A 14,241-nucleotide genomic window follows, 5' to 3' on the forward strand; every position below is an offset into this window, starting at 1 on the left:
ATAAGACGAACCAGCGAAGTGGCGCTCTTTGCCACACAGCTGGGTTGGCTTATGACCCGAAGAGCTAGGCGCTGGAGTCTGGACAAAGAAAAGCGGAAGTGCCTGTTCAGCTCTGAAAGGCATAAGACGAACCAGCGAAGTGGCGCTCTTTGCCACACAGCTGGGTTGGCTTATGACCCGAAGAGCTAGGCGCTGGAGTCTGGACAAAGAAAAGCGAAGGCGCCCGTTCAACTCTGACAGGCACAGTGTCTGAAGAGGTGGCTCCTTCCATTTAAATACCGGCAAATAAACATTCCATATATTTTACACATCTACTTAGGGGGTAAACAGACCATGGCGAAAAAAGTATTAGTTTTGGGAGAAACGCGCGAAGGGTCTTTGCGTAATGTCTCATTTGAAGCAATTGCAGCTGCGAAGAAGATTTCTGGCGGCGGAGAAGTAATTGGTGTCTTGATCGGCGATTCGGTTGCTGACTTCGGAGCTGAATTGGTAGCTTACGGCGCAGACCGTGTTATAACAGTAGAACATCCACACCTGAAGTCATATACGTCTGACGGATACGGCCAGGCATTTATGGCAGTTGTTGAACAGGAAAACCCGGAAGGACTTGTCTTTGGCCATACGGCAGTCGGCAAAGACTTGGCACCGAAAATCGCTTCTAAATTGCAGGCCGGATTAATTTCGGATGTAACGGATATTGAAGGCGAAGGCGATGATGCAGTATTCATCCGCCCAATCTTCTCAGGTAAAGCGTTTGAAAAAGTGAAGTTAAAAGAAGGAATCGATTTTATCACAGTGCGTTCGAACAATATCGCTCCGCTTGAAAGACAGGAACGCTCTGGCGAAGTCACTTCGTTATCTGTTGATATCACGAACCTGCGTACAATCATTAAAAACGTTGTTCGCAAATCAACAGAAGGCGTCGATCTTTCTGAAGCGAAAGTAATCATTGCTGGAGGCCGTGGCGTCAAGAGTGCTGAAGGATTTGAGCCACTGCAGGAATTAGCTAATCTTCTTGGCGGGGCTGTTGGCGCTTCACGCGGAGCTTGCGACGCGGATTATTGCGATTACTCTCTTCAAATTGGACAGACAGGGAAAGTGGTAACACCTGATTTGTATATCGCAGCTGGTATTTCTGGCGCAATCCAACACATGGCCGGTATGTCCAACTCTAAAGTTATTGTTGCCATCAACAAAGATCCAGAAGCAAACATCTTCAAAGTAGCAGATTACGGAATTGTCGGAGACTTGTTCGAAGTCATCCCGATGCTGACAGAAGAATTCAAAAAAGTAATGTAATCTGCTGGTTGGCAGATTGATAAGTTTTAAAGTCTAAACAGGTGAAGAAAAATTAACCATTTTTCTTCACCTGTTTTTCATTTGTGATTTTTAGTATGTTTTTCTAATAATGTGTTGCTTGCAATGAAATCGTCAGCTGGAACAGAAAGCAAGGCTAACTTTTTCTCGTTTAACACCACTATTTGCCGGGTATTGGAAGAGTAGGCAAAAAAATAGCTAGTGTTTTTAACGCATGCTATACTCTGTATATAGTTTGGTTTAATCATAAGGAGGAATTATTCATGGCAATCGTACACGGTACAGATCAGAACTTTTCACAAGAAGTATCAGAAGGGCTAGTTTTAGTAGATTTTTGGGCAACTTGGTGCGGACCATGTAAAATGATCGCTCCAGTGCTTGAAGAATTGGACGCTGAAATGAGCGATAAAGTTAAAATCGTAAAAGTTGATGTGGATCAAAACCAGGAAACAGCTGGAAATTACGGCATCATGTCCATTCCGACTTTGCTATTGCTGAAAGACGGAGAGACTGTCGATAAAGTAGTTGGATTCAGACCAAAAGAAGCATTAGCTGAAATGGTTGAAAAACACGCATAATTAATTCTTAAACCGGGTCCAGTGATGGTGCCCGGTTTTTTAATAGGGTGAGATAAAATGGCAAATGAATTGATTCAGCATAAATTAGCGATACTGCCTGATCAGCCAGGCTGTTATTTAATGAAAGACCGCCAAAATACGATTATTTATGTCGGGAAGGCAAAAGTTTTAAAAAATCGCGTGCGCTCCTATTTCACAGGCAGCCACGATACCAAAACACAGCGTTTGGTCAATGAAATCGAGGATTTCGAGTATATTGTCACATCTTCCGACAAAGAAGCACTCATTCTCGAATTGAACTTGATCAAAAAATACGATCCCAAATACAACATCATGCTCAAAGACGATAAAAGCTATCCATACTTGAAGATTACGGGAGAGCGCCATCCAAAGCTGATTACGACCCGTCAGGTCAAAAAAGACAAAGGAAAGTATTTTGGCCCTTATCCCAATGCGTACGCTGCAGCAGAAACAAAAAAACTGCTGGACCGCCTGTATCCATTGCGGAAATGCCATACGATGCCAGATCGGGTTTGCCTGTACTATCATTTGGGGCAATGTCTGGCGCCTTGCGTCAAACCGGTCGAAAAAGAGACCTATCAGGAACTGATCGACGGCATCAGCAAGTTTTTGAATGGCGGATTTCGTGAAGTTAAGCATGAGTTGGTGACGAAGATGTCCGAAGCGGCAGAAAATCTGGAATTTGAGCGGGCAAAAGAATACCGCGACCAAATTTCCATGATCGAAACCGTTATGGAAAAGCAGAAAATGGCGATGAACGATTTTACCAATCGCGATGTCTTCGGCTATGCCGTTGACAAAGGCTGGATGTGTGTACAGGTCTTTTTTGTACGACAAGGCAAACTGATTGAACGAGACGTTTCATTGTTCCCGTTGTACCGGGATCCGGAAGAAGAATTTTTGACTTATCTTGGACAGTTTTACGAAAAGCCCAATCACGTCAAACCGAACGAAATCCTAGTGCCGGAAGCGGACGATCCTGAAATGCTGAAAGAATGGCTCGGTGTACGGGTGCTGGTACCGCAGCGCGGAAAGAAAAAAGACTTAGTGGCGCTGGCGAAGAAAAACGCCGAAATTGCCATCAAGGAAAAATTCCAGCTGCTGGAGCGCCAAGAAGAGCGAACAATCGGCGCCTGCCAGGAACTTGGCGATGCGATGAATATCCAGACGCCGCTGCGCATCGAAGCATTCGACAACTCCCATATTCAAGGAGCTGATGCAGTGTCTGCGATGATTACATTCATTGACGGCAAACCATCTAAAAAGGATTATCGCAAGTACAAAACGCGGAATGCTTCAAAACCCGATGATTACGCGGCGATGCGGGAAGTTATTCGCCGGCGCTATTCGCGTGTTTTGAAAGACGGTCTGCCGCTGCCTGATCTTATCGTAATTGACGGGGGCAAAGGGCAGATGTCGTCGGCACGCGAGATTTTGGAAGACGAGCTTGGCCTGTCGATTCCAATTGCCGGCCTTGCGAAAGACGATAAGCATCAGACCTCACAATTATTATATGGCAATCCGGTTGAAGTTGTGCCGCTCAAGCGGACCAGCGAAGCCTTTTACTTGATGCAGCGCATACAGGACGAGGTCCACCGTTTTGTCATCACCTTCCACCGTCAATTGCGCGGCAAGAACTCGATCCAGTCGGCGCTTGACGGCCTTGAAGGAGTCGGACCGAAACGCAAACAGCAGCTGCTGAAACATTTCGGCTCGGTCAAAAAAATCAAAGAAGCTTCTGTGGAAGAGATAAAGCAGGCGGGTATGCCAGAAGCGCTCGCTTTATCGATTGAGCAGCATTTTGCAGAGGACACGTTGCCAAGCGAAACATAACGTGTTATCGTAAAAGAATATTTGAATCACTTGGAAAAGTGATGATAGAGGCGCGAACGTCAATAGTAAGCATTCGGAGATTTGCAGAATCTGAGATGAATGGTGAAAGGGGCGGTCGCCGAAGTGTGCGTACAACTGCTGTTGCGCATGCTGGTTCTGCATTTAAGAAGTGCAGAGCTGTCAGAGTCAATCTCTGGAGGGCTATCTCACATGGACGTTTTTCGTGCATGATAAAAGAGGTAGTTTGCCGCGGTTGCGGTGAGCTGCCTCTTTTTATGTCTGGCACTGCTGCTCTATAGGCTCATTGCCAGCCATTTTGAGGGCCACATACTAAATGTGGGAGTGAATGGAATGGAAACGATCGTCATGAAATTTGGAGGGACGTCAGTTGCGACTCCAGAAAAAATTATTGGAGTGGCCGAACGGGCCATTCGTGAAAAAGAAAAAGGGAAACGCGTTGTCATTGTCGTTTCAGCAATGGGAAAAACGACTGACACGTTGCTTGGGCTGGCCGGGGAAATTTCTGCTGAGCCGCCAAAACGTGAAATGGATATGCTGCTTGCTACCGGCGAGCAAGTTACCATTTCCTTATTGGCAATGGCATTTAAAAAGTTAGGGCACGAAGCACTGTCTTTCACCGGCTGGCAGGCGGGAATCGAAACTGAATCTGTTCCGCGCAACGCCCGTATTGAACGGATCCATACAGAGCGTCTGGAACGTGTACTGGAAAACGGCTATTTTTGTGTTGTCGCCGGTTTTCAGGGAGTCGACAAAATTGGCAACATCACAACGCTCGGCCGAGGTGGATCTGATACAACAGCTGTGGCACTTGCAGCAGCATTAAAAGCTGAGAAATGTGAAATCTATACAGATGTCAACGGCGTCTATACATCTGATCCCCGCTATGTCTCAGGCGCACGCAAACTGGAACAGATTTCATATGATGAAATGCTGGAGCTTGCCAATCTGGGTGCAGGCGTTCTGCACCCAAGGGCAGTCGAGTTTGCAAAAAACAACCAGGTTCCATTATCCGTCAGAGCGAGTTATTCAGATGAGCCTGGCACTATCATACAAGAGGTGATCACTGTGGAGAAAAACTTAATCGTCAGAGGCGTTGCATTTGAACCGGGAATCGCCAGGGTAACGGTGACCTACAAAAAACCGTTTAATGGATCCCTGGCAAATATATTTACGAAGCTTGCCGAAAATCAAATCGATGTGGACATTATCGTCCAAAGCATCAGCGAGGAACTTCCGCCATCTGTTTCATTTTCCATCAGCCAGGAAAGCCTGGAAGAAACACAGCGAGTCCTGACTAGTGCAAAAGAAGAAATTGGCTTCTTGTCACTGAATATTGAAGTGGGCTTGTCTAAAGTATCGATCGTCGGCTCTGGAATGGTTTCAAATCCAGGTGTAGCCGCGCGGATGTTCGATATTTTAAGAAGCAAAGAAATTCCGGTGAAGATGGTCAGCACGTCTGAAATTAAAATTTCAGTGGTTGTGCCGGAAGTGGATATGAAAAAATCGGCAAATGCGCTGCACGAGGCATACGAATTGTCTGAGGTAGAAGTGAAATAGGAAAGAGCCGTTTTACTCCTGAAATAACTGTTCGTGAAAATATTCACAAAATGTTCAAATTCTCAATGGCAATATTGCAATAATACTGATAGCAGTGGAATAAGGTAGAATACAGCAAAAAAGCGATTCTCAATTAGAGAATCGCTTTTTTGCGGAATTCCATTAAAACGGTTACATTCTAATGCGGTTTATTGTTGAAAGCATGTCTAATGCCCTTTAAATGCTTGTTAACTATCTGTTTGAAAGAACTTCGTTGCCTTGACGCTCCTAAAGGGGGGGAGTACAATAAATATGTCATATTATTGTATCATGATGGTGTGCGGCTTTAGGTGCTTTCGTAATATACTGTCTGCCCTGGACGCTGCCAATCAATGTTTTGAGGGGGGTAAAATTTTGGATAACAATCGTGAATTTTTAATGCGCAGGCTGCACTCATTGTTGGGGATTATTCCTATCGGGTTATTCTTAACGCAGCACTTAATCATCAACCATTTTGCTACGCAAGGGGTAGAGTCATTCAACACAGCCTCTCACTTTATGGCTAATCTTCCATTCGTTATTTTCCTGGAGATTTTTGTCATCTACTTGCCGCTCATGTATCACGCGTTCTACGGGTTATACATAGCGTTTACTTCGAAGAACAACCCTGGGCATTATAGCTATTTGCGCAATATGTTGTTTGTTGCACAGCGCTATACAGGAGTATTCCTGGTAGTCTTTATCGCTTGGCACGTCTTTGAAACAAGATTCCAAGTTGCAATCGGAGCAGATGAAGCCGATTTCAATATGATGGCGAACATTCTGGACAATCCATTTATGCTGGCATTCTACATCGTTGGTGTATTAGCCGCAGTTTTCCACTTTGCGAACGGAATTTGGTCATTCCTGGTTACATGGGGAATTACACAGTCCGAAGCAGCGCAAAGAAATGCAACTTATTTCACGCTTCTAGTATTTATTGTACTATCGATTATTGGTATGAGAGCATTGTTTGCATTCGTATAAGAATGGCTCAATCATTGGTGAACTAAAAGAGGAGTGAATACTAACATGGCGAAGGGCAAAATTTCTATCGTCGGTGGTGGCCTAGCCGGCTTGATGGCAGCAATTAAAGTTGCAGAGGCAGGTTCTCCCGCCGATTTATTCTCAATCGTGCCCGTTAAACGGTCCCACTCAGTATGTGCGCAAGGCGGGATCAACGGAGCAGTTAATACAAAAGGTGAAGGGGATTCTCCTGATATTCACTTTGACGATACTGTTTACGGAGGCGACTTCCTGGCAAACCAGCGTCCTGTAAAAGCAATGGCAGACGCAGCACCAGGGATTATCCGCATGTTCGACCGCATGGGCGTTATGTTTAACCGTACGCCGGAAGGCCTTTTGGATTTCCGTCGTTTCGGCGGAACAATGTACCATAGAACAGCATTTGCGGGTGCTACAACTGGCCAGCAATTATTGTATGCATTGGACGAGCAGGTCCGCCGCTACGAAGTAAGCGGACTGATCACCAAATACGAAGGCTGGGAATTCCTTGGTCTTGTTCTTGACGAGCAGGGCGTCGGCAAAGGAATCACAGCTCAAAACATGACGACTATGGAAATCAAATCGTTCCGTGCGGATGCTGTAATCATGGCAACCGGCGGACCGGGAATCATTTTCGGGAAATCGACGAACTCTGTCATCAACACAGGTTCAGCGGCTTCGATCGTCTATCAGCAAGGTGCTTACTACGCGAACGGCGAATTTATCCAAATTCACCCGACAGCGATTCCGGGAGACGACAAACTGCGCTTAATGTCAGAATCGGCTCGTGGAGAAGGCGGACGTATTTGGACTTACAAAGACGGCAAGCCTTGGTATTTCCTTGAAGAAAAGTATCCGGCATACGGCAACTTGGTTCCGCGTGATATCGCAACACGTGAAATCTTCGACGTCTGCGTCAACCAGAAGCTCGGCATCAATGGCGAGAACATGGTCTACTTGGACCTTTCCCACAAAGATCCAAAAGAGCTTGACATCAAACTTGGTGGAATCATCGAGATTTACGAGAAATTCACAGGTGATGACCCTCGTAAAGTACCGATGAAAATCTTCCCGGCTGTCCATTATTCTATGGGTGGATTATGGGTCGATGACTATCAGATGACCAGCATCCCTGGTGTCTTGGCAGCAGGCGAATGCGATTATTCTCAGCACGGCGGTAACCGTCTTGGGGCGAACTCATTGCTTTCAGCGATTTACGGCGGAATGGTCGCAGGACCAAACGCTCTAGAATACGTAAAAGGCCTTGATGTCTTGGCGGAAGATCTTCCTTCGACGATTTACGATGCACATGAAGCGAAAGAACAACGCGTTTGGGAAGAAATTCTGGCATTGGACGGCACGGAAAACGCTTATGTTCTTCACAAAGAATTGGGCGAATGGATGACGGACAATGTAACAGTCGTACGCTATAACGATCGCCTGCAGAAGACGGATGAAAAAATCCAGGAACTGCTTGAGCGATTCAACCATATCAGCATCACTGATACACAGCTTTGGAGCAATCAAGGCGCAATGTTCACACGTCAATTGCGAAATATGCTACATTTAGCACGAGTGATCACTATCGGGGCACTCAACCGGAACGAAAGCCGCGGAGCTCATTACAAACCGGATTTCCCGGAACGTAACGACGAGGAATACCTCAAAACAACGATGGCGAAATTTAATGGCTTTGATGCACCTATCTTCCATTATGAAGAAGTCGATACTTCGTTGATTCCACCGCGTAAACGTGATTATTCTGCAAAAGCATGATATAGAAGGGAGCTAATTTACCATGGGTGAAGCAGCAAAAACGGTTATATTTGAAATCGAACGCAGAAACTCTACGGATGAAGATTCGTATTGGGAAAAGTTCGAGTTGCCATATGTGATGAACATGAATGTCATTTCGGCATTGATGGAAATTCGTCGTAACCCTGTCAATATTGAAGGGAAAAAAACCACTCCTGTAAACTGGGACATGAACTGCCTGGAAGAGGTTTGTGGAGCTTGTTCGATGATCATCAACGGCAAAGCGCGTCAATCGTGTACTGCTTTGGTGGATCAATTAGAACAGCCGATCCGTCTTCAGCCGATGAAAACATTCCCTGTTGTCCGTGACCTTGTCATTGACCGCAGCCGGATGTTCGATTCGTTGAAGAAAGTTAAAGCATGGGTGCCAATTGATGGTACGCATGACCTTGGAGATGGGCCGCGTATGCCTGAGCGCAAGCGCCAATGGGCATACGAACTATCTAAATGTATGACGTGCGGCGTATGTCTTGAAGCATGCCCGAACGTTAATGATAAATCCGATTTCATCGGAGCTGCACCACTTTCGCAAGTTCGTTTGATGAACGCTCATCCAACGGGTGCCATGAACCGCGACGCACGCTTGAACGCGATCATGGGCGAAGGCGGACTGGCAAGCTGCGGCAACTCTCAAAACTGCGTGGAATCTTGTCCAAAAGGAATTCCTTTGACAACTTCGATCGCAGCGTTGAACCGCGATACAACTGTTCAAATGTTCCGGAACTTCTTCGGAAGCGACAGAATGGTTGACTAGCATTTACTGGAAACCCCGCTGCGGCGGGGTTTTTTATTTTGCCCGCGTTAGAAAATGCCTGCTCTTTACTGGAGTTTTTGATATACTAAGAAAATGAAATAGATTAATGAGTTTGATTTAAATGGGTTGGACTATAGAAGAAATTGCTCCAGGCGGACGCTTGTTGATCTTTCTTCTAAAGGCCATGCAGCTATCGGATAGGAAACCATTGTTTTAGCACGTTGTAATATGCAAAAAATCTTATGTTTTTTATCATCCTTAGCGCTGCCTAGCCCAAAGAGGATTCTTTTGTTCCCCTTATAAAGTTATTTAATCGGAGGTTTCCTATGAAAGCGAATTATATTGATGATTTTGAAGAGTGGAAGCAGGACTTTTTCTTTTCTGCCCCGGTTCAAGTGCGGTTTTCTGAAACCGATATGTTCGGCCATGTAAACAACACGGTGCCTATTGCCTACTTTGAATTTGCACGGATCGAGTTCATGAAAGAAATGGGATTGATGCAGCGCTGGCTAGAAGCGGGCAATGAGCTTTTTCCGGTGGTGGCGGATATGCAGGTGGATTTTGTCCAGCAGGTGTTTTTCGATGAAAAGTTGGATGTTCATGTCAAAATCGCACGCGTTGGAACTTCTTCTGTCGATGTCCATTATTGGACAGTCAACGAAAAAGGCGAGACCTGCTTTACCGGCAGAGGGGCAATTGTCCAGATTTCAAAAAAGACCGGAAAAGGCCATCCGTGGACAGATGGGGACATCGAATTGCTCCGCTCAGGGCAATTGGCAATTGCAAAAAAATAAGGCAGTTCTTGCTATATCAATAAAAAACCTTCACTATAGGTATAAGATAGGTTTTTTCAAGGAGTGGTAACTATTAATGAATGATGACAAGCAAGGCATCAGCCATGATTTAGAACGCATAGCTTTTATGGAAAAGGAATTGCGCTATATTTCCGGAATCATCAAGCAAAAAGGCCGGGAAATTTTAAATTCGTATACAATTACACCGCCTCAATTCGTTGCGCTGCAATGGCTGTTTGAGCATGGAGACATGACCATCGGCGATTTGTCGAACAAAATGTATTTGGCGTTCAGCACCACAACCGATTTGGTTGACCGCATGGAGAAAAATGAGCTGGTCGTTCGCATCCGTGAAGAACAGGATCGCCGGGTTGTCCGGATCAAATTGTTAAAAGAAGGCGAACGCGTTATTGAAGAAGTGATCCAGAAGCGCCAGGAATACTTAGAAACCGTACTAGCAGATTTCACTTTGGACGAAGCCGAGCAATTTGCGGCTTTGCTTGAGAAATTGCACAAAAACATGAAATAGGATAGAGGCGATGACGTTGAATGCGCCAATCGGAGTAATTGATTCAGGAGTCGGTGGACTTACCGTCGCAAAAGAAATAATGAAATTATTGCCGAACGAGCAAATTTATTATATCGGTGATAATGCCAGATGCCCTTACGGCCCGCGACCGCTTTCGGAAGTACGGACCTATACGTGGCAAATGGCCAATGCACTGATGAAAAAGAATATTAAAATGCTGGTCATCGCCTGCAACACAGCAACCGCAGCCGCGCTGTACTCCCTGCAGAAAAACCTTCCGATCCCTGTGATCGGGGTTATTTTCCCGGGAGCGCGCGCTGCCATCAAATCTTCAACAACTAAAAAAATCGCCGTTTTGGGTACTTTGGGAACGGTGAAGAGCGGTGCCTACGAAAAAGCAATCCTGTCGCTGGTTTCTTCTGCAAATGTCGTACAGCTGGCGTGCCCGCGGTTTGTCCCTTTAGTAGAAAGTGACGAGTACGAAGGCGAGTTTGCTCACCGCATCGTTCAGGATACATTGGCATCGATTGCCTACGAAGAGTTCGACACGGCGATTTTGGGCTGCACGCATTACCCGTTGCTCCAAGGCTTTATTGAAGAAGTGCTTGGCGACACGGTGCATGTGCTGTCGTCGGCTGAAGAAACGGCAAAAGATGTCGAACGTTACTTGAATTACAAAAAGCAGTTCGCAAATTGGAGCCAGCCGCCGGTGCATCATTTCTATACATCGGGATCTACGCAAATATTCAGCTCGATCATCCATAAGTGGCTGGGGATCGATGAACCGATCATCCATTCGATACGATTCCACAAAACCTGATGGCTCTCAGCCGTCAGGTTTTTGTCGTTGCCAGTGAAATATGGTAAGCTATTTGAGCATATACGAGGAGGATTTTTATGACACGCATAGATAATAGACAAACGAACGAACTGCGTCCGGTAACAGTGGACGTAGATTACTTGATTCATCCGGAAGGCTCGGTATTGATCACAGTGGGGCAGACAAAAGTTATTTGTACTGCAACGATTGAAGACAGAGTTCCTGGATTCCTGCGCGGCCAGGGCAAAGGCTGGATTACGGCAGAATATTCCATGCTTCCACGCGCTACCAACAGCCGGAACCGCCGCGAAGCTTCAGCCGGCAAAATCGGTGGACGCACAATGGAGATCCAGCGTCTGATCGGCCGTGCATTGCGTGCCGTTGTGGACCTTGAGAAGCTTGGAGAACGTACGCTTTGGATTGATTGCGACGTTATCCAGGCAGATGGCGGAACACGTACAGCGTCGATCACAGGTGCATTTATCGCCATGACGATGGCTATCGGCAAGTTGGAGCTGCCAGCATTCCCGGTAACAGATTTTCTTGCCGCAACAAGTGTCGGGGTCACGGCAGAAAACGGCTCGATCCTTGATTTGAACTATGTGGAGGATTCAAGTGCAGAAGTGGATATGAACCTCGTCATGACTGGCGCCGGAAATTTTGTCGAGCTGCAGGGAACAGGGGAAGAATCTACTTTCACTCGTGCTCAGCTAAACGAATTGATGGACCTTGGAGAAGCGGGAATCAGCCAGCTGATTGCTATTCAGCGGGAAGCGTTAGGCGAACTAGCTGGACGCATCGGTGAAAAGGTGCCAGCAGAACTATGAAAAGAATAGTAATCGCAACGCAAAACAAAGGCAAAGCCAAAGATTTTGAAACGATGCTGTCTCCACTTGGCTACCAAGTGCTGACGCTGATTGACGTCGCACAGGACATGGATGTGGAAGAAACAGGCGTGACGTTTGAAGAGAACGCCATTCTAAAAGCCGAAGCGGTTTCACAAGCGCTCGGCATTCCGGTGATCTCAGACGACAGCGGTTTGGAGATTGATGCTTTAAACGGCGAGCCGGGTGTCTACTCAGCGCGTTATGCTGGGGGCGCTAAGAGCGATGACGCCAATATTGATAAAGTGCTGGAGAAGTTGGACGGCGTGCCGGACAGCGAGCGTACAGCCCGTTTTAGATGCGTCTTGGCTGTTGCTGCACCAGGACAGCAGACCGAAACCTTCTCAGGTTCATGTGAAGGCACGATTCTCCACGAACGTCGGGGCGATAATGGTTTTGGCTACGACCCGATCTTTTTCGTGCCAGCTCAGGATAAAGCGATGGCTGAACTGCAGCCTAATGAGAAAGCCGAAATTTCCCATCGTGGCAACGCATTGCGCAAGCTCAATGACAGCATGCCTGCGTGGCTGAACGAAGATAAATAAACGCCATCAATTATTTCTAATGTTTTTTTAAAATAGCATTGACTTTTCTTCAAATCATTTCTATAATTAAAATTGTCTTTCGTAAGAAAAGCGAAGCCGTCCGCAACAGCAGACGCCACTGTCTGGACTTCAAGAAAGCTTTGGTCTCAGTAGCTCAGCTGGATAGAGCAACGCCCTTCTAAGGCGTCGGTCGGGGGTTCGAATCCCTCCTGGGACATTATAGAGATGTACATAATTTTCAAAGAAACCTCCTCATCGTTCAATGGAACGGCGGGGAGGTTTCTTTGTGTTAATCACTAAACACTGAAACCATTCCTCCTGCATTACGTACTATATAACAAGGAGGCGTTTATATGCCGACATGCAAAACTTGTGAAACCGAATGGACCTGGAAAGAATCAATCAAGGCATCGTGGAAGTTCAGTGGGGCGATGACCTGCCCGCGTTGCCAAAGCAATCAATACGCAACGCCAAAATCACGGAAGCGCATGACCCTCATCAACTGGCTGGTGTTATTGCCGTTGCCGTTTGCCGCAATTTTTGATTTGTCCTTGGTTTATTCGATCAGCATGATACTAATACTCTTTGCTGTAGCCTTGTCCTTAATACCTAAAATGATGGAGCTGAGCAACGAACAGAAACCTTTGTGGTAGCTGCCGTTTATGTGCTCTGCGATAAGGTTTTTATTTTCGGGCAAAAGGGAATATACTATGATTACGAAACACAAAATGAGGTGGCAGGATGCGAAAGAAATACCGGGAGTTAAAGCGCATGGGGAATGTGATCGTTTTTCCAACGACAGTGAACCGCTTGCTCGCAGAAGGCATGACTTTTTTAAAAGAAGAAAAGTATGAAGATGCCCGGGACAACCTGTATCAGGTGCTGACTTATGAACCTGAACACGCAGCAGCTTTAGGCGGCTATACGTATTGTCTGTATGAACTGGGAGAATTTGAAGAAGCCCTGGAAGTCTGCAGGGAGCTATTAAAGATTGGTCCGATCCATTATTTGGAGACGATGGAGCTATACATAAGCATTTTGATGCAAGTACGTGAATTTGAAGAAGCGGAAAAGATGATCGAGCTTTTGATAGAAGAAAAAATCCTGCCGGAAGAGCGGCTTGAGCAGTTCCAGCAATTGCGTGACTTGAACGAGCGGATTGCCGCGAACGCTTCGGAGAAAGTAGATGCCTCGCTCTATGCGATTGATTCATTTTTGGCATTGCCCCCTTCAGAGCAGGAACAGCTGATTCTGGATTTGCCGACAACTTCCTATCAGGCGCTGAAAAAGCGGCTGTTGGCAATTATTGAGCATCCAGATGCGGATCTGTTAACGAAAACATACATATTATTTATGCTATATCAGGAAAAGATCGACGCAGAAGTGACTGTCCAAAAGTTCCATTACAAAGGCACATTTAACATAAACAATTTGCCAGACCCGATTAATAATGACCGGATCCGAAAGATAACGGCCATAATGGAAGATGATTTGGCGAAAGATCCAACGCGTCTGGAACTTGTGAAAGAATTGTTTGAACGCCATATTTACCTCCTCTACCCATTCATCTGGGATGATTATGATGAAGCGGAAGTGGCGCAGGCATATATGGATTATACCGAAGGCTTGTTTAGCGGAATGACGTCTTTTGATGAGAATGAAAAGCTTCTGGAGCTGATTCAGCAGGCAGAACTGTGGTTTGAAATGCGGAATGGGTAGAAATAGTTGAACCTGACTCTATGTGTGCTAT

General features: G+C 46.1%; 14 protein-coding genes, 1 tRNA gene and 1 riboswitch. All 15 genes read left to right on the forward strand.

Translation table 11 applies throughout. The annotated features are described in order from the left end of the window. Window positions 1-333: 333 nt before the first annotated feature. Window positions 334-1,299 (forward strand): electron transfer flavoprotein subunit alpha/FixB family protein, encoded by a 966-nt coding sequence (locus tag QOZ98_RS13410; RefSeq protein WP_308787934.1) that lies wholly within the window; start codon window positions 334-336, stop codon window positions 1,297-1,299. A gap of 281 nt (window positions 1,300-1,580) precedes the next feature. After that, window positions 1,581-1,895, forward strand: a complete 315-nt coding sequence (gene trxA / locus QOZ98_RS13415) for a thioredoxin (protein ID WP_142827677.1) — start codon at window positions 1,581-1,583, stop codon at window positions 1,893-1,895. 57 nt (window positions 1,896-1,952) lie between these two features. Next, complete coding sequence (gene uvrC, locus QOZ98_RS13420) at window positions 1,953-3,749, forward strand: excinuclease ABC subunit UvrC (protein ID WP_308787935.1); 1,797 nt, start codon at window positions 1,953-1,955, stop codon at window positions 3,747-3,749. A 37-nt stretch (window positions 3,750-3,786) separates the two neighbouring features. Then, window positions 3,787-3,961: riboswitch (Lysine riboswitch) on the forward strand. Window positions 3,962-4,100: 139 nt separating this feature from the next. Then, a complete protein-coding gene (locus tag QOZ98_RS13425) occupies window positions 4,101-5,327 on the forward strand; it encodes an aspartate kinase (protein ID WP_308787936.1) in 1,227 nt (408 codons plus the stop codon). Between the two features lie 393 nt (window positions 5,328-5,720). Beyond that, window positions 5,721-6,332 (forward strand): succinate dehydrogenase cytochrome b558 subunit, encoded by a 612-nt coding sequence (locus QOZ98_RS13430; protein ID WP_308787937.1) that lies wholly within the window; start codon window positions 5,721-5,723, stop codon window positions 6,330-6,332. Window positions 6,333-6,377: 45 nt separating this feature from the next. After that, on the forward strand, window positions 6,378-8,126 hold the full coding sequence (gene sdhA, locus QOZ98_RS13435) for a succinate dehydrogenase flavoprotein subunit (RefSeq protein ID WP_308787938.1): 1,749 nt from the start codon (window positions 6,378-6,380) through the stop codon (window positions 8,124-8,126). 22 nt (window positions 8,127-8,148) lie between these two features. Beyond that, window positions 8,149-8,919 carry a succinate dehydrogenase iron-sulfur subunit gene (sdhB, locus tag QOZ98_RS13440; protein WP_142827682.1) on the forward strand — a complete coding sequence of 257 codons (771 nt, stop codon included), beginning with the start codon at window positions 8,149-8,151 and terminating at the stop codon, window positions 8,917-8,919. Between the two features lie 326 nt (window positions 8,920-9,245). Beyond that, window positions 9,246-9,713: an acyl-CoA thioesterase gene (locus QOZ98_RS13445; RefSeq protein ID WP_308787939.1), complete on the forward strand. Its 468-nt coding sequence runs from the start codon at window positions 9,246-9,248 to the stop codon at window positions 9,711-9,713. A 76-nt stretch (window positions 9,714-9,789) separates the two neighbouring features. Next, window positions 9,790-10,242, forward strand: a complete 453-nt coding sequence (locus tag QOZ98_RS13450) for a MarR family winged helix-turn-helix transcriptional regulator (protein ID WP_142827684.1) — start codon at window positions 9,790-9,792, stop codon at window positions 10,240-10,242. Between the two features lie 16 nt (window positions 10,243-10,258). Beyond that, window positions 10,259-11,062, forward strand: coding sequence for a glutamate racemase (gene racE / locus QOZ98_RS13455; RefSeq protein ID WP_308788165.1), 804 nt, complete (start codon window positions 10,259-10,261; stop codon window positions 11,060-11,062). Window positions 11,063-11,139: 77 nt separating this feature from the next. Then, window positions 11,140-11,889 carry a ribonuclease PH gene (rph, locus tag QOZ98_RS13460; protein WP_308787940.1) on the forward strand — a complete coding sequence of 250 codons (750 nt, stop codon included), beginning with the start codon at window positions 11,140-11,142 and terminating at the stop codon, window positions 11,887-11,889. Next, entirely contained in the window at window positions 11,886-12,491 is a 606-nt protein-coding gene (locus tag QOZ98_RS13465; protein ID WP_308787941.1) for an XTP/dITP diphosphatase, read from the forward strand. The genes rph and QOZ98_RS13465 overlap by 4 nt, the downstream gene beginning before the upstream one ends. Window positions 12,492-12,634: 143 nt before the next feature. Beyond that, window positions 12,635-12,708 (forward strand) — tRNA-Arg (locus QOZ98_RS13470). Window positions 12,709-12,844: 136 nt separating this feature from the next. Then, the gene (locus tag QOZ98_RS13475) at window positions 12,845-13,144 is read left to right on the forward strand and encodes a TIGR04104 family putative zinc finger protein (protein ID WP_308787942.1); all 300 of its coding nucleotides are present in this window, start codon (window positions 12,845-12,847) and stop codon (window positions 13,142-13,144) included. Window positions 13,145-13,232: 88 nt separating this feature from the next. Further along, a complete protein-coding gene (locus QOZ98_RS13480; protein WP_308787943.1) occupies window positions 13,233-14,210 on the forward strand; it encodes a tetratricopeptide repeat protein in 978 nt (325 codons plus the stop codon). Window positions 14,211-14,241 lie beyond the last annotated feature (31 nt).

This window comes from Planomicrobium stackebrandtii, assembly GCF_030814955.1.
GTDB lineage: Bacteria > Bacillota > Bacilli > Bacillales_A > Planococcaceae > Planococcus > Planococcus stackebrandtii.

What these genes read in the sequence shown, in the direction of transcription:
- sdhA (WP_308787938.1), top strand. Translation starts at nt 6,378, where the DNA reads ATGGCGAAGGGCAAAATTTCTATCGTCGGTGGTGGCCTAGCCGGCTTG.
- rph (WP_308787940.1), top strand. Translation starts at nt 11,140, where the DNA reads ATGACACGCATAGATAATAGACAAACGAACGAACTGCGTCCGGTAACA.
- QOZ98_RS13475 (WP_308787942.1), top strand. Translation starts at nt 12,845, where the DNA reads ATGCCGACATGCAAAACTTGTGAAACCGAATGGACCTGGAAAGAATCA.
- QOZ98_RS13480 (WP_308787943.1), top strand. Translation starts at nt 13,233, where the DNA reads ATGCGAAAGAAATACCGGGAGTTAAAGCGCATGGGGAATGTGATCGTT.
- uvrC (WP_308787935.1), top strand. Translation starts at nt 1,953, where the DNA reads ATGGCAAATGAATTGATTCAGCATAAATTAGCGATACTGCCTGATCAG.
- sdhB (WP_142827682.1), top strand. Translation starts at nt 8,149, where the DNA reads ATGGGTGAAGCAGCAAAAACGGTTATATTTGAAATCGAACGCAGAAAC.
- QOZ98_RS13445 (WP_308787939.1), top strand. Translation starts at nt 9,246, where the DNA reads ATGAAAGCGAATTATATTGATGATTTTGAAGAGTGGAAGCAGGACTTT.
- QOZ98_RS13450 (WP_142827684.1), top strand. Translation starts at nt 9,790, where the DNA reads ATGAATGATGACAAGCAAGGCATCAGCCATGATTTAGAACGCATAGCT.
- QOZ98_RS13410 (WP_308787934.1), top strand. Translation starts at nt 334, where the DNA reads ATGGCGAAAAAAGTATTAGTTTTGGGAGAAACGCGCGAAGGGTCTTTG.
- trxA (WP_142827677.1), top strand. Translation starts at nt 1,581, where the DNA reads ATGGCAATCGTACACGGTACAGATCAGAACTTTTCACAAGAAGTATCA.
- QOZ98_RS13425 (WP_308787936.1), top strand. Translation starts at nt 4,101, where the DNA reads ATGGAAACGATCGTCATGAAATTTGGAGGGACGTCAGTTGCGACTCCA.
- QOZ98_RS13465 (WP_308787941.1), top strand. Translation starts at nt 11,886, where the DNA reads ATGAAAAGAATAGTAATCGCAACGCAAAACAAAGGCAAAGCCAAAGAT.